The sequence below is a fragment of the Ferruginibacter paludis genome (assembly GCF_030409685.1).
Taxonomy (GTDB): Bacteria; Bacteroidota; Bacteroidia; order Chitinophagales; family Chitinophagaceae; genus Ferruginibacter; species Ferruginibacter paludis.
Genome location: NZ_JAUFQJ010000001.1, coordinates 129,040 through 148,454, shown reverse-complemented (window position 1 = coordinate 148,454; position 19,415 = coordinate 129,040). Strand labels below are relative to the sequence as shown.

Genomic DNA, 19,415 nt, shown 5'->3' with positions numbered 1-19,415 from the left:
ACATGTGGCAAAAAACAATTAATAGGAACACATGAAACAGTTTAGAGACATTTACGATCAATATTCTTGGGATGAAGTGAAGACTTCTATCCTCGCAAAAACTTCCAAAGATGTAGAAGCTGCATTGGCTGCCACCCACAGAACACTGGAAGATTTTAAAGCATTGATTTCACCTGCAGCAACACCTTACGTAGAAGAGATGGCGCAGCTAAGTCACCGGATTACACAAAAACGTTTTGGTAAAACCATCCAGCTATTTGCCCCCATGTATTTGAGCAACGAGTGCAATAATATTTGTACCTATTGCGGTTTTAGCCTGGATAATAAAATAAAACGCAAAACATTAACGGCTGCCGAAATTTTACAGGAGATCAACGTTATCAAACAACATGGTTTCAACCATATTTTACTGGTCACCGGCGAGTCGAACCATACCGTGCATGTTGATTACTTTTTGAAAGCCATTGAAATTATCAAACCGCATTTTGCCAATATCTCTATTGAAGTGCAACCTTTGACGCAGGATGAATATGCACAATTACAGGGTGCCGGCATATATTCGGTTTTAGTGTACCAGGAAACTTATCACAAAGAAAAATACAAGGACTACCATGTGAAGGGTAAAAAATCAAATTTTTATTACCGCCTTGAAACCCCTGACAGGATTGGACTTTCGGGTATGCACAAAATTGGACTGGCCGTTTTGTTAGGGTTGGAAGACTGGCGCACCGACTCGTTTTTTTGTGCCTTGCATTTAGATTATTTACAAAAAACATACTGGCAAACAAAATACTCGGTTGCATTTCCACGCATACGTCCTGCAGAAGGAGTGGATATTGCTAACTACCATATCAATGATAAAGAACTGGTGCAGTTATTATGTGCTTACCGGTTATTGAATGAGGATGTAGAGATTTCAATATCTACCCGTGAAACTGAAATATTCCGGAATAATATTATGAAACTCGGGACTACTACTATGAGCGCAGGTTCTAAGACAAATCCCGGTGGTTATAGTGTGGATGAAGATTCGTTAGAACAATTTGAAATAAGTGATGAACGTACCCCTGCCGAAGTGGCCGCTGTTATTACTGCAAACGGGTACCAACCTGTTTGGAAAGACTGGGATAAAATATTTTAATAATGGCAGATTTCACAATAGAAGAAATAAAAAGGTACAGCAGGCAACTGATGCTGGAGGAGGTTGGCGCCGAAGGGCAAATAAAAATCAAACGGGCAAAGGTGTTGGTAATAGGAGCAGGTGGACTGGGCTGCCCTGTGCTGCAATATCTGGCAGCGGCAGGCGTTGGAACCATTGGTATCATTGACTTTGATAAGGTAGAGATACATAACCTTCATCGCCAGATATTATATACTGCTGAAGATATTGGTAAATACAAAGCGCCGGCAGCAGCACAAAAAATCAATGCTTCCAATCCAAATGTGTCCTGCATTGTTTTTAAAGAACGCTTAGAGGAATCAAATGCAGCAAATATTATTGCACAGTTTGATATTGTAGTAGATGGCTCGGATAATTTTTTGACCCGCTACCTGGTAAACGATGTTTGCGTACAACTGAACAAGCCCCTGGTATATGGAAGCATTTTAAAATTTGAAGGACAGTTGGCTGTGTTTAATTACAAGAATAGTCAAAACTTAAGGGATATTTATCCCGAACCACCCAACCCTGAAGATGTACCCAGCTGCAGTGAAATTGGTGTGCTGGGTTTTGTTCCCGGCATAATTGGTATTTACATGGCTGGCACCACCATTCAAATTATATTAGATAAGTATAGCAATGATGGTTTATTACTTTTTAACTTTCTTGAATTCAGTATGATTAAAATAAATACAGCTGCTTAGATCTATTTGCGGGAGGGGAAATATTTTAACCGGTACTTATTGTAAAAATAAAAACTGCAATATTCATTTTCAAGGCGTACAATATTTTTTCTTAACGAAGAGTATTCACCTGTTCCGCCACATCATTCAATTCAAATTTTGTAACACAGCCATATTCGCAACTGATAGCGAAAGCATCTTTAAGTGCGCCTTGCTGAATATAGGCGGTTGCGGCCCGGATAACCCCTGCATGTGTTATAATTAATGCAGCCGAATGACTTGAATTAATGACAGCTGTAATAAACAGTTTTACCCGCTGATAAAGCTGGATAAAACTTTCGCCGCCAGGTACAGTTTCATTTACAAAATCATTCATCCATTTACTTAAATGAATTTGATTAATATCATCCCATTTTTTATTTTCCCATTCTCCAAAATGAATCTCTTTCAATAAAGGGCTGTAAGCAATATCCAGGGAAGGATATTTTTCCAGCTTAATAAATTCTGCGAGAACACCGCAGCGGATTAAAGGACTGCTGTAAATGGCATCAATTTTTTCAGGTAATGACCTTACTATGAGTTTAGCGGACTCTTTAAATGCGGCATCATCAACAACTAAATCAGTTTGCCCATAACAAATATCTTTGTCTATTAACGGTTTGGTATGGCGTACTAAATAAATTTCCATAACGCCAACAGGGATAAATAAAAAATAATTTCACACAATTGCTGTGTTGCCCCCAGGCAGTCGCCCGTATAACCTCCAATCCATTTTTTAAAATACCAGCCTAAATATATTTTCATTGTATAAACTGGAATGATGAGTAAGAAGACATACACATTTTTAAATAACAACAAAGGAAGGATACCAAAAAGTGAAGCGATTAAAAAATGAGCAACTAAAAATTGTTTAGCAACAGGCTTTGCCTTACTGTCTTCATTCTCTCTTACATACTGGTGGGTAAGTATGAAAGAAGCTGCTGCCCATCTGGATATTGCATGAGCTGCTATTAAAACAAAGGTTAATTGTGCCGCGCTAAATGAGGATAGCAAATAAAATTTTATCGAGAGCATAAATATCAACCCGATTACGCCATAAGCCCCTACCCTGCTGTCTTTCATGATCAGTAATATTTTTTCCTTTGTCCATCCACCACCAAAGCCATCACATACATCAGCAAAACCATCTTCATGAAAAGCGCCTGTCAATAATACTGAAACTACCATCGAAAGTATAATGGCAACTGAGGGGCTGAATAAATAATTGGCTCCCATAAAAACCAGGGCGACCGCTACCCCAACTATCCATCCGATCAGCGGAAAATATTTAGTGGCTTTATTTAAATACTCGGCATCATGGTTTACCCAGCGTGGTACGGGTATACGGGTATAAAACATCATAGCCGTTAAAAATATTTGCAATTCTTTTTTCATCAGTTGTTATTGGTTACACCAGCGGTTTCAAAACTTGCCATCTCATTTAAAAAATTCACTGCACTTTGAATTAAGGGAATAGCAATTGCAGCACCAGTGCCTTCTCCCAAACGCATTTCCAATTGCAACAGCGGTTTTGCCTGCAGGTAATGCAGCATTTTTTCGTGCCCCTGTTCACCACTGGTGTGTGCGAATATGCAATTAGATAAAACTGCATCGTTCATTTTATGTGCAATTAGTAAAGCGGCCGTTGCGATAAAACCATCTACCACTATAATCATTTTCCGCTTTGCAGCTTCAAGGTATGCACCAGTCATCATGGCTATTTCAAAACCACCAATTTTTTGCAAGAGTCCAACAGGGTTATCGCTTATTGTATGTAGCTGATGAAGCTGAAATACTTTTTCTAAAATTGTTATTTTTGTTTTTAATTGTTCGCTGGTAGCGCCTGTTCCCTTACCTACGCATCCTGCTATCGGTAATTTTAATATGCTACTCATAATTAAAGCAGCTGATGAAGTATTGCCAATACCCATTTCACCAAAGCCAATGGTATTGCAACCCGTTGCAACTACTTGCTGCAAAATTTCTTTACCTTTTTCTATGGCATAAATAGCTTCCCGATCCGTCATGGCATCTTCTTCCAAATAATTCTTCGTTCCGTATCCAACTTTTGCATTTATCAAATCTTTATACCTGTCATTATTTTGCCAGTAAGTGCATACTCCTGCATCTACGATTTTAATTTTAATATTGTTTTGGTTACAAAATACATTGATGGCGGCGCCACCATTTAAAAAATTGGTTACCATTTGAGCAGTTACTTCCTGTGGGTAAGGATTAACCAGGCCTGTTTTAGCTATGCCATGGTCCGCGGCAAATACAACAATATGCGGGTTAATAATAACGGGAGAAATGGTGTTTTGTACTTCAGCAACTCTAAATGCTACCTGCTCCAGCAATCCCAGGGAACCTCTGGGCTTTGTTTTATTATTAATGGCAAATTGTATAGCATCTTTTAGGTCAGTTATTGGTATCGATGCAGTTTCATCTTTGTCTATTTCAATTGGCATGGCGGGTAAGGGATAAAAAGCTGCTATTTCTTTTATTACAGGCCCGCTATTTTTATGTTTCCAGTTTTGCTGCTGCAACATAGGTTGGTTATTGTAATCAGTAGCAGGTTTACCAATACAAAAATAACCAAGTGCCTTTTCATGGGATGGTAAATTAAGTAAACCGGAAAGCCCGCCATAATCAACAATAGAAACCCAGCCAAGCGAATAGCCATTTTCGGTAAGGGAAAGCCATAAATTCTGTAACGCACAAACACTGCTCCATTCCAGTGTGCTGGCTGTGCCTGTTACACCAATAGCAAAGTCCTTCAATACACTAAAATCAGTCGTTATAATAAGTCCTGTTGGAGCTTCCAGTATTCCTTCTAATTTTAATTGTTTGTATTTATTTAATTTTTCATTATCGTCTATTTCCGTAAAAGTATGTTGTTGTTTTTTTACAAATAGTTCATAAATCTGCTGCCTTAATTCTTTTTTACGGATGATATAAAACCTCGCAGCTTCTGTTAAACCTAATGATGGCGCTTTGTGTGCGGCTTCCAGTGCGGCATGTAAAACATGCACCGGCACTTCCTCATCGGGCAGAAAATGCCGGGTATCCCTTCGTTTATCAATTACTTCCTGCAACTGCATATTACACTTCTTGATTTAATAAATCACAAAACCAAAAACCTTTAGTCCCCGTATCTTTTATAGGTGTGGGGTGATCAGCAAATTTTATGTCTAATGCTTTGTAAGTTTTGGCGCCCGTAACAATATTTATTTTCTTTTTAAAAATGGGCGCTTCAAAACAAAAACTATGAAACTCACCGTTTTCGCCACAAGGGTCAACAGTTTGCGGAAGTTCATCAATAAAAGATTCATCAATCAGTCTGCCGCACCAGCTTTCATTTAAGTAACCGTCATTGATACAGCAGGTAATTGTTTTAAATCCTTTGCTAATAAAATCATTTACCATCCATTTAGTATCTGTTTTCCAGATTGGAAAAACGCACTGCATATTCAACGCTGCCATTTTTTGCTCCCGGTATTGCCTGAGGTCTTCTAAAAAAATATCCCCAAAAATTACATGATGGATATTTTCAGCTCTTGCCTGCAATAGTATTTCCTGCATTTGTTTTTCATATTCGGCATTACTTGCTTCATACACATAAGCTTTCAGTAAAGGAATGCCAATACTTTCAGCCTGGGCTTCTATCAGTTCTTCTTTTACACCATGCATGCTAAGGCGTTTAAAATTCCCATTGATGGTACTAAGCAAATATTTTACATCGTACAATCCTTCTTCGAATATTTTTTGCAATGCATAGCTGCTGTCTTTGCCACCGCTCCAACTAAATATCGCTGGTATTTTATCCATTGTGATTTTCTTTTATTATAACTGGTATTCCGCTTACCATTAATATTACTTTATTTGCTTTTGCGGCTGCATATTGATTAGCCCAGCCTTGAAGGTCAGTAAACTTTCTGCCTACTTCCGTTTCAGCATGTACCCCCATCCCGATTTCGTTACTGATGATGATAAAAGTTCCCGGCATTTTATCCAACGCGTCAATTTGTTCTTTAAACAAAATAAGTGAAGCCCCGATGTCATTTTTACAGTCAATAAAAAAATTGGTGAGCCAGAGTGTTACACAATCAATAACGCAAACTTTGTTTTGGATGGGGAGCTGGCCTACATTTCTTTGTTCTTCATAATTTGTCCATCGTTCATCTCTTTCATTTTGGTGCCGTTTCACCCGCATTTCAAAATCATCATCCCATACTTTTGCGGTAGCAACATACACAGGGTTATCACTAAGCGACAACGCCATTTGCTGTGCATAGCTGCTTTTACCACTCCTGGCTCCGCCTGTTACAAATGTTATCATAGCGTATCTTTTTTAAATCCGTAAGGACAATGCCTGCATCCGTTGTTACAACAATAGCCCCTTTTTAAATGATGCCAGGCAGTGAATACAGAGAACGTCTTTTCCAAATAAAAATCAATACCCTCAATAAAATAATTTGTTTTAGATAAATCTTTCGCAATGTTATTATTCAGCGCTTTTTCTGTTGTCATTTCTGCCAAATAATTATTTACCTTTTCTATTGTAGCATTGTGCAAACAGTCTTTACACATACAGTTGATAAGCGGATCAGGTTTGAATAATGGCGGATAATTATTACACCAGCAGTGACCATTGGCTTCCGTTGCTCCGCATTGAAACAAGGTGTTGCACCTGCTGCATGTTTTATTGGTTATCATTACACTTAACTGGCAAAGGAATATTGTGTAAAAAATTGTTGCGCTTTATCTTCCAAATGCTTCGGTACCGAAAACAAAGACGGGTGAAACAATGCGGCCAGTAATTCTACTCCATCCACCAGTGTGGAAGCTGATGGTTGCGTGAATAAGTCAAAGTCAGCCAGGTACACCTGTTTTGTTTTTACTGCTTCAATGGTATCCCAATTATCTTTTTGGGTAAGCAGGTGCATTTCTTCTTTCGCTCTTTCAATATGGAAACCGCATGGCGCAATTACCAGTATTTCAGGATTGTATTGTACAACTTTTTCCCATGGCGTTACAATGCTGTAGCCTGCAGGATTACTAAGCATATCTATACCACCTGCCTGTGCTATTTGAAATGGTATCCAGTGACCGCAATTATAAATGGGTTCAATCCATTCCATCAGCATTACTCTTTTGAGTGGCATTTGATGAAGGCGGAGTGTATTTAAAATAGCTGCCGTTCTTTTTTGTAAAGCAGCTAAATAGGTATAGGCTGCCGCTTCATGCCCTAGCGCAGTAGCGATGATTACGGCTGTTTGGTATACGTCTTGTAAATTACCTGGCGTAACCGGAATAATCTGTGGCTGCCTTTTTAATTTAGCCACGGCTGCTGTGGTACATTTGGTGTCTATCTGGCAAACCTCGCAGGTATCTTGTGTAAAAATAATATCGGGTTGTATTTGCTCCAGTAATGCTTCATCCACATAATACAAACTCTTACCTTGCGCTTTGCTGGCAGTAAATATTTTATCAATTTCCGCACTGCTGTAGTTTTTCCCTTCCATTACACAGCGTACCACTTTTTGTTTTTCTGCTAATGCTGTCGATGGGCATTCAAATGTAACACCCTGCAGCAAATGCTGCAAGCCCATATCGTATATCATTTGGGTGGCAGCGGGAAGAAAGGAACAAGCAATCATATCCCCATCCCCAGAAGGGGATTCATGAAGATTGTTTACAGTCGTTTGCATATCTTAAATTATATGAAATAAAACTTTTATTGCCTTCCAAAGAACAGAACGTACAAGGGCATATCGTTGGGCGGAACGATGCTTAATAGCAGCATTCGGTCTAGCTCAAAAAAACTATGCTGCATTTAACTGCAACGAAGTATTTTTCACTTTCATCCACTCAAATGCACCGAACATAATACCACTATATACCAATGTGCCTGCCAGAAAATTTCTCATAAAAGGGAATCCCTGAATGTAACACTGCTGAAGCCCCGCCCAATCTCTGCTCAGCGGCTGCATGGTTCTTAAATCTGTTCCACCACCGGCCCAGACTGTAAAGTCGGAAAGAAGCCAATGAGTAAGCGAAGCGGTTACTGCTGCATGCAGTACATTTTTTAAAGTTACCTTTTTTATCAGCCATTTACCAATAAAGGTGATGAATATAAAGATGCCATAAATCCAGTACCATCCGCTGTACATAATGCCGTACTTGCCGTTGAATATAAATGCCTGGATAATTAAATCGCTTGCAAAAAGCGTAAGTAACGGAAACAATATGGCTTTCCATTGTTTGGTAAAATAAGTGCCGCCAAACAAACCCATTGCACCGATGGGAGTAAAGTTTGCCCACGGTGTAAGCTGTGCTGCGTTTGGAATACGCATGGCTGCCACTGCAAGCATAAATATTGCAAGCACTGCAAAACGGGGATTGATTTTTTCTGTTGTCATAATGAGCGTTTTTAACATGAAGCAGGCAGCAGTTAGCCACCTGCTGTAAATATTATAAAGAAAAACTTAAGCCTGTCATTACATTGAACTTTTTGCTATTATACCCAACTACATCAAAATATTGCTGATTGGTAATATTTCGAAGGTCTACAAATACATTGAACTGTTTTGTAAATTGATAACCCAAATAACAATCAATGGTATAATACTGTGGCATTTGTGCCGGCCCTAAATCATATTCTCCTTTTAATCTTGTACCTATAAAACGGAAAGAAGGCATTAATGTAAAGCCTTTTGTGGGTTGTAGTGTAAGCAAACTATTCATGGTAAAATTGGGGCGGCGGTAAAGGTTCTTTACTTTCACAGCATTGTTCATTCCTTCACCATCTACATAAGTAAAATTATTTGTCCAGTTCCCCTTTTTGCCAATGGCAATGCTACTTTCAAGTTCAAAACCGTAATCATGCTGTTCATCACGATTAATGTATAGACTTGCATAAGTTGCCGGGTCGGTATAAAAAATAATCAGGTCTTTAATATCCCTTTTAAACCCAACGATCCTGAAAGAGTTTCTTTTATTGTTACTGAATGTTTGCACACCCATCTCGTAGTTGTTACTTGTTTCGGGTTTTAAATCCTTGTTGCCATACTCACTGTATAATTGATAAAGCGATGGAATTTTATAGGCGGAAGAAATATTTATAAACAGTTTTGTGTTGTCATCAATATTGTAAGAAGGATTGAATGTATAGGTTGTATTGTTTCCATAGATGTCATGGTGATTGTAACGAAAACCTGCTTCCAGATTAAAGCCGCTAACATCCGTTAACACTAAAGAATTGTAAGCAGAAAAAGTGTTTGTTTTAGCGCTGTCTCCCAGTGCTGTTTTATACACGCCATAATCGCTGATACTTAAATAATCCTGGCTGGTTTTCTGGCTGATGTATTGCACACCCGACACCAGGGACAGTCTTTTAGCCAATGTGATGTTGCCAAATAATTCAGTAATGTTGGAATTGCCATTAAAATGACCTTTTGAATATTTAGCGAAACCGCCCACACTGGCACTGTCGTCTGTATAAACCCTTTGCGCTTTTACAAAGCTTTGCGATAAATGTAGCTGCAGTTTTGAAACAGTGTATGCCAGCTCCAGGTTGCTGATGCTATTTTTATTATTAAACACGTCATCCTTGTCATCTTGAAACGGGCCGGCATCAATGCTGGCTTTATATTTTGTAAAACTATAGTATCCTTTTGCTGAAAGACGGTTATTTATTTTATAGCCAAGGTTGGCTTGTATGTTATGCTGGGCAAATTTATCTTTTTCAAAATCTTTCGTTCCCGTGCTGTCATAAGCCGAAGAGAAGCCTTTGCTGTTGGTAAAATTATATCCCACATTGTAGCTGAATTTTTCAATGCTACCACCCATACCTGCATTACCACGAATCGTATTGTAACTACCATAACTAAGCATTGCTGAAGGTGAAATTTTATTTTTACCTCCCTTCTTAGTGATGATATTAATGACACCTGCCACAGCATCGCTTCCCCACAAGGTACTTTGAGCGCCCTTTAAAATTTCAATGCGTTCTACCTGGTCAACAGCAATATTATTTAAATCGAAACTATTGTCTATTTGTGACGGATCTCCAACAGGTAAACCATCTATTAATATCAACGTGTTGCCAGTACCTGCTCCACGGAGATAGACATCCTGGTTGGTACCTAAATTATTATTTGCACCATTAATAAAAATACCTGTTTGGTAGTTGATAATTTCAGTAATTGTTTTACCGGCATTGCGCTGCAATGTGGCTTGGTCAATCACTGTTACTAGTTTGCCTGTAGTATGTTGCTTTTGCTGAAATTTGGTGGCGGTTACGATTAGCTCATCCAATTGTTTGGTGAAGGTAGAATCCTGCGCCTGGAGTTGACTGCTGATGATGACAGCAGCCATAACTAAAAATTTTCTTTTCATTTTACAGAAAATGTTTTTGTTGTGACTGCTTCCGGCAAATAAAAAAGATAGAAATATAAATGCCCCACGGCTATTACATCTCCTGCCTTTCACCCGAAAGCTGAATGATTGTTAATTTAACCGGCAGGTCTTCTGACTTACTCCATTGTTCAAAGCCTTCCCGTCTTTTTCGGACAGTGGCGTGAAGATTGAACAACCTTTTAAGGAGCTTACAGCTACGGGGATAGCTCCGGATTTACACCGGATTCCCTTTTAATCCTTTGCATTGTGAATGCATCGGAACCAATTAGCAGCAAAAGTAACCTTTGGTAATGAATTTGCAAATTGATTTATTACAATGTGCAAAAACCGATTTCAGCAAGTAACCTCAAACTTATCTTGCGTCATTCAGTTTAAGAACTAAAACCATTTTCACCTTTATCAAAGCCAATAAGGCCGTCTTTAAACTATTTGCTATAAAGAAAATGAACTGAAGCAACTTCGCCGTCAGGGTATTATTGATCACAGCGAAAAGATCGTGAAAAAAAAGTTAGACCACAGGCAGGTCACAATGCTTGCATCAGGAGAATTGACGGATATTAAAAAACCGGTGAAAGGATACTCGTTGAACTTTCATCTCTGATTTTCCATAATGAAACAGTCAACCATATGCTGCACTACCATGATTAATATAGCAGTACGAAAGAAAGCTGAACAGGGTGTTTACCCGCTAATAGATAACATCCTCAAATCTTTTATTTTGGTCTATCTAAATCTGAACATAGTTTCTTTTAATAAACAATTCAAAAACTTACACAAAAAATATCTTCACGGCACCGCGGTCAATAAGGATTCTGAGCAGTGGAATTTGCTGTTCTTCAAGAAAGGTAACAACCGGTCGTTGAGCACGTCTGCTGAGGTGATGACATGCTTGATTTTGGTAAAATTTGGCAAAGCAATACGGCTATACGTATCAATAAACGTCTGCTGCTAGATACGGCCAACTCCTTTGATATTGCCCAGCAGTAAATGTCTTGTGAACCAGGATAAACTGGATTTCCGGTTTCTCTTTTACCGAAGGCTTGTCTCTTTTCTTTCTTGGCTTCCATGGCAATAACCTGGGCTTTGACAGGGATAATAAATGTTTTATAAGCGCCTGAATGCAAGTGTGGCAACTTAAAATTAATCGCAATTGTCAGATTAAATATTGACTAGCTCAATTAATAATGTTGAAGTGTTACATCTATCTTTACACAATGATTGTTTTTAGTTATACTCATTCAAATGTTCAGTAGCTCACTTAGCATACAGCTCTTACATTTTATTTTCCGTAGCCAAGGGCAATGTAATGGTAAATACTGATCCTTTTCCTTTTTCACTCTCAACCGATACAGAACCATGATGCCGTTCCATAATCTGTTTGGCGATAAATAAACCTATACCAAAACCAGGATAAGTGTATTCACTTTCGCCTACCGCACGGTAAAAACGTTCAAATATTTTTTCCTGGTCAGCCTTACCGATCCCAATTCCGTAGTCCTTTATACTTACTGATATCTGGTCAGGCGGGGATTGGTGAATGTATACATCTACCGGATTCATGTCATCTGAATATTTAATAGCATTATTGATCAGATTGATCAGCACCTGTGCTATGCGGTCTTCATCTCCGTATACGTTTCCCATAAAATCTACTTGCAGGCGAATAACATACTTAGTATTAATGAACATGATGTCCTGAATTGTTTTGTTCACGAGTTGATCCAGGCTGAACAATTCTTTTCTTAATTCCAGTTTACCGGTTTCAAGCCTTGTAAGGTCCAGCATTTCTGTAATTAACCTGGTTAAACTTATTATCTGGCTGTCTATCCTGTTTAAAAAAGACTCAAGCGGTAAACCTCCTAACTGAGTTTCAGGTACATTTTCCAGCATACTCATCAACATTTGTACATACCCTTTTATGGAGGTAACCGGTGTTTTTAATTCATGGCTTACCATGCCTATAAAATCCCCTTTTCTTTGCTCTTCTTCTTTCAGTTTTTGTATATCGGTCATGCTGCCAATCCACTTAATAACATTACCGTGTTCATCTTTTACAGCACTGGCACGGACAAGGTGCCATTGATAGGTGCCGGTACTATTGCGTATCCGCAATTCCATTTCAAAATCATTACCCGTTTCCACGGAATGCTGCCAGCGTTTTGCTAACCTATCAACTTCATCAGGATGCATCAGCATACTATAACCTTCATTATACAACCGTTCCCTCGAAATACCTGTATAATATTCCCAGTTCCTGCTGTAAAAGGTTACCATGCCCGAAGGATCGGCAGAAATTACTTTATCCGGCATCAATTCAGCCAGTTGCCTGAAGTGCGCTTCACTTTCCTTTAAAATAATTTCCGCTTTTTTTATTTCTGTTATATCCCTGAAGGTCCAGCTCCAGGCATAATAACTGCCATTTTTGGCTGTAACGGGGTAACCATGCCGCTCTACCATTTTACCATCCTTAAATTCAAGTATGTCTGTACTGGTTTCATCAGGGTGGTTATACAGCCATTTTACTTTTTCAACAAACTGCTGTGGGTTTACCAATTGTGTGATAGCAAAAGCAAGGGCAGCTTCATCATTTTTTTGTTCCACAATGTACTGGGGCATATCCCATATTTCAACAAAGCGGTGATTGTAAGAAATTATTTTTCCCTTTGCATCTACCAATAAAAGTCCATCAAAACTGGACTCATTGTGAGCTTCCAGCAATGCTTTGCGGTATTCAAGCATCAATTGTGCAGATTTCTGTTCGGTAATATCCCGGTAGGTAAGTGATACGCCGTAAAAACTTCCGTCTTCACCTATCACTGCATAGTTATGCCGTTCTACTATTTTACCATCTTTAAACTTTAGTTGTATGCTGCCGGGTTCCAACGGATGCTGAAAAATGTATTTATTCAGTTCAATTAACGGACCCGGATCTTCCAGTTGCGATAAGGTATAATTTACAATGGCTTCATCATCTAAAGTATCGGCAATATGCTGTGGCATGTTCCATATTTCAGTGTAACGCTTGTTGAAAGAAATAATTTTCCCTTTATCATTGGTGAGCAAAATACCATCGGCGCTCGATTCATTGTGTGCTTCTAAAAGGGCTTTGCGGTATTTTATTTCTTCTGCTGCCTTTTGCTGTTCATCAATATTGGTGTTGGTTCCAATCCATCGCATCACTCTCCCCTGCTCATCAGTAATGGGGTAGGCACGGGTGAGGAACCATCTGTATTCACCATCCTTTCCACGCAGGGGAAAAGTAAGTTCAAACGGTTCGTTTTTATGCCAGGCTTCTTTTACAAAATTCAGTATCCTGTCCACATGATCCGGATGATGCACTTTTTGCCATCCCCAGCCTTTAATCCCTTCCAGCGTGGTTCCGGTATAATCATACCAACGTTTATTGTACCAGTAAATGAAACCCTCACCATCAGCAAGCCAGGCAAGGTTTTCCATATTTTCAGCCAGCGTGCTGAACTGTTCTTCACTTGCCTCTATATTTTTTCTTGCAGTTACTTTTTCACTCACCTCGGTAACAGTAACTATAATACCCGAAATAGTCCCATCTTTTTCTTTCAGCGGATGATATAAAAAATCGAAATAAGATATTTCGTGCTTCCCGTACCGATTTACGGGAATAGGAACTTCATTACCATGGTAGGACACCCCTGTATTCAAAACACTGTCCAGTAAAGGATGGACAACTTCTTCTACTTCAGGCAATGAATGAAATAAAGGATTGCCTACAAATTCCTTTTCATTTCTATCCAGCAATTGCAGGTATGCATCATTTGCCATTTCCACTGTAAATTCTCTACCCCTCAAAATAGTTATGCCGACAGGAGCTTGTTTAACTGTGTCCCTGAAACGTTGTTCACTTTCTGTTAAAGCTTCTTCTGCTTTTTTTTTGTTGGTGGTTTCAATAACGGTCACCAGCACCCCACCTACTTCTCCATTATCTTTTCTGATGGGGCTGTATGAAAAATCGAAATAACATTCTTCTACAAAACCGTTCCTGTTTAACGGTAACATAAAATCCGGAAAGCCAACCGCTTTTCCTTTCATTACTCCATCAAACATTGGCCCTATGATATGCCATACTTCTTCAAACGTCTGGCGTGTGCCAATCCCCAAAGCGGCGGGATGTTTGGTAGCACCAAGAATGGGGCGGTATCCGTCGTTGTATAACTGGGTATACTCATCTCCCCATGCTATATACATGCCAAAAGGATTGTCAAGCATTACAGCAACCATTGTGCGAAGGCTTTGCGGCCAGGTTGCAGGGTCTCCCAAAGGTGTTTTGCTCCAATCCTTTGCCCTTATCAGTTGCCCCATTTCTCCTCCGCCCATAAGAAAATAATGTCCCGTAGTATTAATACTCATTCAAATAATATGTTTAAGCTTGGATTACATATTTGGCTTTATGCGCAGACTGAAATTGAAACCGGTTTGCAAACGGAAACCTTCGTAAAAACTTCCAGGGCGGTTTTACTACTTCCCCCTTTTAAATTTCTTTGTTCGTAATAAGAGATTGTTTTTTATAAGATTAAAGATATTAAATATTGTGCCGGAATTTTTCTAATAAAAAATACATTTTATTACCTGCCACCTGCCCTGATAAATCATGACTTGTATCCTCATAAACAAAATCATACAGTAACACAAACCCGCTAAACAACTTTGAATAAATCAAATGCTTATTCAGAATCGCTCCGGTTAACAGCCAATTGTTGCTTAATTACTCTACCAACTTCTAAACGTGTTATATTGTTATCAGTACGAATACTTTGTAAATTGATTTGCTCACAAAGTATTTTACATAAAAAGGTATTGTATATTATGCACTCCTTAACAATTTAAAGATTAAGGCAAACTGAACGCATAATAATAAAGTTTCAATAGTAACAAAAAATAGCTCGTAAGTTTCATCTAAACAGAATAAAGTGGAATTAGTTAATGAGCTTATTATAATTGATTTTAAAGAAGAACGAGTATAAACTCACAAATGTTGCGAAAATTATTGCATTGTATGGTATTCAGCTATCAAAAGTATTAGTGAGGTAAGAATGAAGTATTTATCCCAAGATTATAAAGCCCTGGACATTGCGACGAATTTTACTGTTGTGTTTTTATGTTTTGATGTTTTGATCTCTTTTTATAATTCACTTTTAAGACAGTTATTATTTTGGTTCATCAGTCTAATGCTTTTGGGTTCAGGCTGCTTTCTTGATTATAAACGAGACTTGCCGTCAAATGAAAAAACTAAAATGATGAAGGCGGCAATGTTGCGGCTGCATTCTTTTTCCAGCTTTCGGCTGGTGCGGATTTTGTTGAGATATACAGACAAAATTTTAAAAGCACCCCGGGTGCTTACCATGGACGGCCTTCGCTTTTGTGAAGAATACCCGTAAAACCTCATTTTTGAAAATCAAGTTTCTCTATAAATGCGTCCATCAGCGTTATTGCAATATAAGCACATACCCGGGCCATCAGGCGTAATTAAGCAAGTTCGATGCCGGTCGTTTCCTTATATAAACTGCATGCTGTTAAGCGTTAAAACCATACGCCATTTCAGCTATTTACATTGTATATTGGTTTTACTGCAAAGTTTTTTCACAACCTCCCGTTAGCTGCAAATAGTCACCCGGTAATTTAGTTTTTCATCTATTTTATTCTCATTGTGTAGATTACTATTCTCAGCAATTATATTGAAATTACATTAAATGAAAGCTTTGTGAATTGAATAAGGAGATATAAATAATTAAAGTTAAACAAAAAAATTGGGTTAAACTTTGTAACTAATGTTGTCATTAGTAAGTTAAAAACTTTTATGACTTCATTCCCCGATAAAAAAAAAGAATCCTTCTTTGAAAACATCTATGATAATTATAGTGCGCCTTTATATGGGCTCATCTGGGGGATCTCACACAACACTGAACAAGCGGAAGAAATACTGATACAAACATTCCGATCATATTTTCAAATCAATGTAATGACAGAAAATAACCGTACTGTTTTTATACAACTTCTAAGGATAACTATTTGTATTGCTTCAGAGAAAACAAATTTACCAAAACACAAATTAGTTAAATTAATTTTTACAGATTTACATCGCATAAAACAATGCAGCTAATTTGGTGGCGTTGCTTTTAAGTAAGCCGTATTATAACAGCATGGTTTTGCGACGAACACTCTTTAGTAGTTGATTATTTAAATATCTGCTGACAACATCTTCAAAAGCTTACTTAATTTTTTATTACGCCATAGCTGCTGCAGTCTGCAGATAGCAGTTGCTTTTTTACGCCACGCATTCCAATATATTTTTTGCTGTTTCTTCCCATCCCTGTAGTGGCAAGGGATTATAGAGCTGCGGTTTCGGCTCTTGTATGGTTTTTATAGCAGGCAACTGTTCTGGCTACAAATATTTTAATAGCGCCACACATTAATCTATAGCATGAATCATTACATTTATTTAGAGCGGGGTATTTTAGAAACTGTCTTTGTATGCCTTGGTTTGTAATTTATTTTATAGCAATTTTTACACGATTTATACGTTAGCTGTAATAAAAATTATGCAATTATATCCATTACCTAAAAATGAAAAACAACGGTTACAAGCCTTGTATGATTATGGTATTCTTGACACGCTTTCTGAAAAAGAATACGATTCTATTACGAAAATAGCCGCACAAATATGCAATGTACCTGCTTCGTTAATAACTTTTTTGGATAAAGACAGGCAGTGGTTTAAATCTCATTTAGGCATAAGTATAAAAGAAACCCCTCGTGAACTTTCATTTTGTAATTATACTATAATTGATCCTGATAAAGTACTTGTAGTTCCGGATTTAAGAGTAGATGAGAGATTTTACCAAAACCCATTGGTTACAGGCGAGCCCAATGCAGTTTTTTATGCTGGCGCCCCTCTTATTACTCCAGATGGTTTTGTTTTAGGGTCTATTTGCGTATTAGATGGAAAAATTAATAATCTTACTGATGAACAATGTGATGCTTTAAAAGGTTTAGCTCAACAAGTTGTTACCAGACTAGAATTGCAAAAAAAAATAAAGGAACTCAATCTCATACAAAAGAAATTAAAGGAAGCAAATAAGAATCTAAAAAGCTTTGCTCATATCGTTTCACATGACATGAAAACTCCCCTGGCAAATATTTTATTAGTTTCACGTTCTTTCAAAAAAAATTATGAACAGCATTTTGATGAAAATGCTGTTCAGTATTTTGACCTAATTGATAAAAGTGCAAAGGAACTTTTAGTATTTATTGATGAGATACTAATCCAATCTGAGAACATAAATAAAGATGCACGAAGGTCTGAAACGTTAATAGATTCTCACTCCGTCTTAATTAAAGTAATTGATTTAGTGGCTCCGCCAGCAGATATTGAAATAAATTTAAAAGGCGAATTTCCAAAAGTGCCAATGAATAAAATTTCATTGCAACAGGTATTTCAAAATCTAATCACTAATGCGATTAAATACAATGACAAAGAAAAGGGTGAAATTAATATTACTTGTATGAGTGATAATTCTTTCCATTATTTTCAAATTTCTGATAATGGTTCAGGAATGGAAAAGCAGGATTTAGCTAAAATCTTTAAAGAAAGACAAACACTTAATAAAATTGACAGGTTTGGTAATACTGGAACAGGTATTGGTCTTGCATCGGTAAAAAACATATTGGAAACATGCGGAGGTAAAATAATGGTTACTTCTGAAAAAAATACAGGTTCAACTTTTAAAATCTGTATTCCTTTTAATAAGAACTGAAACAATTTTAATCAAGAAAAACAATTTCAAGTCTAAAATAAACACCCAACCCGTCATTGGTCGCGAAGGATTGTTCTATGAGAATTAATCTAAGGGTTTTAAAAAGCGAAGAAACCAGTTATCGACAAAAAATATACAGTATATAAAGTGTAATAGACAGTATTTAATCGGACAATAAAGGGTTTTTAGTTTTATAGGGTCAGGATATATATTGTTTTATGCAGCCGGTGTGACCTGCCCTAAAAACTTCTTCCTTGCTAAGTTAATGGAATCCTTGAAAGTTTCCATCGGGGTTTTACCAAAACAATACCTGCCACTATGGGGTCTCTGATGATTGTAAAACTTTATCCATTGATCAAGGTCCTGTTGTAAATCCTCCAGGTTATCGTACAGTTTTTTCCTGAAAGCAACGGCATAAAATTCCTCCTGTATAGTTCGGTGAAGACGTTCGCAAATGCCGTTACTCTGTGGATGGCGGACCTTTGTTTTGCTGTGATCAATACCTTCAATCTGCAGGTACAACTGGTACTCATGGTGCTCCGGTTTACCGTTGTATTCTGTACCACGGTCAGTAAGGATTCTGAGCAGTGGAATTTCCTGTTCTTCAAAGAAAGGTAACACCCGGTCATTGAGCACGTCTGCTGAAGTGATGGCATGTTTGCTTTGGTAGAGTTTGGCAAAAGCAACACGACTATAAGTATCAATAAATGTCTGTTGATAGATACGGCCAACTCCTTTGATATTGCCCACGTAGTAAGTGTCTTGTGAACCGAGATAACCTGGATGTTCGGTTTCTATTTCACCGAAGGCTTCTCTCTTTTCTTTCTTGCGTTCCATGGCAATAACCTGGGCTTCGGTCAGGATAATACCATCCTGAGCAACACGGGCTTCTAAAGCCTTCAGGCGCTTGTCAAACACTTCCAGATCGTTGCGCAGCCAAACACTTCGAACACCGCCTGGTGAAATAAAAATACCCAGTTTACGAAGTTCATTACAGGCTCTTGACTGACCATATGCAGGAAACTCAAAAGCCATTTTTACAACTGCTGTTTCCACTTCCGGATCAACCCGGTTTTTTAAGATTGGTTTACTGCGGCTAACCTCCTTTAAGGCTGCTTCACCACCAGTATCGTACATCTCTTTGATGCGGTAGAAACTATCCCGGCTGTAGCCCATTACTTTACATGCCTGGGAGACATTGCCTAAATGTTCTGCAAGATTTAGCAGACCTAACTTGGTTTTGATTAATTTCGATTCTTGTTTCATAATCTGACATTTTGGGGTTATTTAAATAAGTGTGGTAACTTAAAATTAATCCCAATTGTC

Annotated in this window: 14 protein-coding genes and 1 riboswitch; of the genes, 3 read left to right on the top strand and 11 right to left on the bottom strand. The window is 38.0% G+C overall.

Annotated elements, in window-relative coordinates; translation table 11 throughout:
- The first annotated feature begins 31 nt into the window (after window positions 1-31).
- The gene (gene thiH / locus QWZ08_RS00610; protein ID WP_290335216.1) at window positions 32-1,141 is read left to right on the top strand and encodes a 2-iminoacetate synthase ThiH; all 1,110 of its coding nucleotides are present in this window, start codon (window positions 32-34) and stop codon (window positions 1,139-1,141) included.
- Between the two features lie 2 nt (window positions 1,142-1,143).
- Window positions 1,144-1,863, top strand: coding sequence for a HesA/MoeB/ThiF family protein (locus QWZ08_RS00605; RefSeq protein WP_290335215.1), 720 nt, complete (start codon window positions 1,144-1,146; stop codon window positions 1,861-1,863).
- Window positions 1,864-1,954: 91 nt separating this feature from the next.
- Here the strand turns inward: QWZ08_RS00605 and cobC are convergent, their stop codons facing one another.
- The 10 genes from cobC to QWZ08_RS00555 all read right to left on the bottom strand — a co-directional run bounded on the left by cobC (window position 1,955) and on the right by QWZ08_RS00555 (window position 14,685).
- Window positions 1,955-2,530, bottom strand: a complete 576-nt coding sequence (cobC, locus tag QWZ08_RS00600; RefSeq protein WP_290335214.1) for an alpha-ribazole phosphatase family protein — start codon at window positions 2,528-2,530, stop codon at window positions 1,955-1,957.
- Window positions 2,515-3,276 (bottom strand): adenosylcobinamide-GDP ribazoletransferase, encoded by a 762-nt coding sequence (locus tag QWZ08_RS00595; protein ID WP_290335213.1) that lies wholly within the window; start codon window positions 3,274-3,276, stop codon window positions 2,515-2,517. Before QWZ08_RS00595 ends, cobC begins: the two co-directional genes overlap by 16 nt.
- Window positions 3,276-4,982, bottom strand: coding sequence for a nicotinate-nucleotide--dimethylbenzimidazole phosphoribosyltransferase (cobT, locus tag QWZ08_RS00590; RefSeq protein ID WP_290335212.1), 1,707 nt, complete (start codon window positions 4,980-4,982; stop codon window positions 3,276-3,278). The genes QWZ08_RS00595 and cobT overlap by 1 nt, the downstream gene beginning before the upstream one ends.
- A gap of 1 nt (window position 4,983) precedes the next feature.
- Window positions 4,984-5,709: a Dph6-related ATP pyrophosphatase gene (locus QWZ08_RS00585; protein WP_290335211.1), complete on the bottom strand. Its 726-nt coding sequence runs from the start codon at window positions 5,707-5,709 to the stop codon at window positions 4,984-4,986.
- A complete protein-coding gene (locus QWZ08_RS00580; RefSeq protein ID WP_290335209.1) occupies window positions 5,702-6,220 on the bottom strand; it encodes a bifunctional adenosylcobinamide kinase/adenosylcobinamide-phosphate guanylyltransferase in 519 nt (172 codons plus the stop codon). Before QWZ08_RS00580 ends, QWZ08_RS00585 begins: the two co-directional genes overlap by 8 nt.
- Window positions 6,217-6,411 carry a C1orf53 family protein gene (locus tag QWZ08_RS00575; RefSeq protein WP_290335208.1) on the bottom strand — a complete coding sequence of 65 codons (195 nt, stop codon included), beginning with the start codon at window positions 6,409-6,411 and terminating at the stop codon, window positions 6,217-6,219. Before QWZ08_RS00575 ends, QWZ08_RS00580 begins: the two co-directional genes overlap by 4 nt.
- A gap of 191 nt (window positions 6,412-6,602) precedes the next feature.
- Complete coding sequence (locus QWZ08_RS00570) at window positions 6,603-7,592, bottom strand: ABC transporter substrate-binding protein (protein WP_290335207.1); 990 nt, start codon at window positions 7,590-7,592, stop codon at window positions 6,603-6,605.
- A gap of 114 nt (window positions 7,593-7,706) precedes the next feature.
- The gene (locus QWZ08_RS00565) at window positions 7,707-8,303 is read right to left on the bottom strand and encodes a DUF6580 family putative transport protein (RefSeq protein WP_290335206.1); all 597 of its coding nucleotides are present in this window, start codon (window positions 8,301-8,303) and stop codon (window positions 7,707-7,709) included.
- Window positions 8,304-8,355: 52 nt separating this feature from the next.
- Window positions 8,356-10,281 carry a TonB-dependent receptor plug domain-containing protein gene (locus QWZ08_RS00560; RefSeq protein WP_290335205.1) on the bottom strand — a complete coding sequence of 642 codons (1,926 nt, stop codon included), beginning with the start codon at window positions 10,279-10,281 and terminating at the stop codon, window positions 8,356-8,358.
- 105 nt (window positions 10,282-10,386) lie between these two features.
- Window positions 10,387-10,583: riboswitch (cobalamin riboswitch) on the bottom strand.
- Window positions 10,584-11,574: 991 nt separating this feature from the next.
- Window positions 11,575-14,685 (bottom strand): PAS domain S-box protein, encoded by a 3,111-nt coding sequence (locus QWZ08_RS00555; protein WP_290335204.1) that lies wholly within the window; start codon window positions 14,683-14,685, stop codon window positions 11,575-11,577.
- Window positions 14,686-16,874: 2,189 nt separating this feature from the next.
- Here QWZ08_RS00555 and QWZ08_RS00550 point away from each other — a divergent pair.
- Window positions 16,875-18,089 carry a GAF domain-containing sensor histidine kinase gene (locus QWZ08_RS00550; protein WP_290335203.1) on the top strand — a complete coding sequence of 405 codons (1,215 nt, stop codon included), beginning with the start codon at window positions 16,875-16,877 and terminating at the stop codon, window positions 18,087-18,089.
- Window positions 18,090-18,305: 216 nt separating this feature from the next.
- Here QWZ08_RS00550 and QWZ08_RS00545 read toward each other — a convergent pair whose 3' ends face one another.
- Window positions 18,306-19,355 (bottom strand): IS481 family transposase, encoded by a 1,050-nt coding sequence (locus QWZ08_RS00545; protein ID WP_290335202.1) that lies wholly within the window; start codon window positions 19,353-19,355, stop codon window positions 18,306-18,308.
- Window positions 19,356-19,415 lie beyond the last annotated feature (60 nt).

Excerpts from the sequence above, each read along its gene's own strand:
- QWZ08_RS00560 (WP_290335205.1), bottom strand. The coding sequence starts at position 10,281 with ATGAAAAGAAAATTTTTAGTTATGGCTGCTGTCATCATCAGCAGTCAA.
- QWZ08_RS00555 (WP_290335204.1), bottom strand. The coding sequence starts at position 14,685 with ATGAGTATTAATACTACGGGACATTATTTTCTTATGGGCGGAGGAGAA.
- QWZ08_RS00545 (WP_290335202.1), bottom strand. The coding sequence starts at position 19,355 with ATGAAACAAGAATCGAAATTAATCAAAACCAAGTTAGGTCTGCTAAAT.
- QWZ08_RS00605 (WP_290335215.1), top strand. The coding sequence starts at position 1,144 with ATGGCAGATTTCACAATAGAAGAAATAAAAAGGTACAGCAGGCAACTG.
- cobT (WP_290335212.1), bottom strand. The coding sequence starts at position 4,982 with ATGCAGTTGCAGGAAGTAATTGATAAACGAAGGGATACCCGGCATTTT.
- QWZ08_RS00575 (WP_290335208.1), bottom strand. The coding sequence starts at position 6,411 with ATGACAACAGAAAAAGCGCTGAATAATAACATTGCGAAAGATTTATCT.
- QWZ08_RS00550 (WP_290335203.1), top strand. The coding sequence starts at position 16,875 with ATGCAATTATATCCATTACCTAAAAATGAAAAACAACGGTTACAAGCC.
- QWZ08_RS00585 (WP_290335211.1), bottom strand. The coding sequence starts at position 5,709 with ATGGATAAAATACCAGCGATATTTAGTTGGAGCGGTGGCAAAGACAGC.
- QWZ08_RS00595 (WP_290335213.1), bottom strand. The coding sequence starts at position 3,276 with ATGAAAAAAGAATTGCAAATATTTTTAACGGCTATGATGTTTTATACC.
- thiH (WP_290335216.1), top strand. The coding sequence starts at position 32 with ATGAAACAGTTTAGAGACATTTACGATCAATATTCTTGGGATGAAGTG.
- QWZ08_RS00565 (WP_290335206.1), bottom strand. The coding sequence starts at position 8,303 with ATGACAACAGAAAAAATCAATCCCCGTTTTGCAGTGCTTGCAATATTT.
- cobC (WP_290335214.1), bottom strand. The coding sequence starts at position 2,530 with ATGGAAATTTATTTAGTACGCCATACCAAACCGTTAATAGACAAAGAT.
- QWZ08_RS00570 (WP_290335207.1), bottom strand. The coding sequence starts at position 7,592 with ATGCAAACGACTGTAAACAATCTTCATGAATCCCCTTCTGGGGATGGG.
- QWZ08_RS00580 (WP_290335209.1), bottom strand. The coding sequence starts at position 6,220 with ATGATAACATTTGTAACAGGCGGAGCCAGGAGTGGTAAAAGCAGCTAT.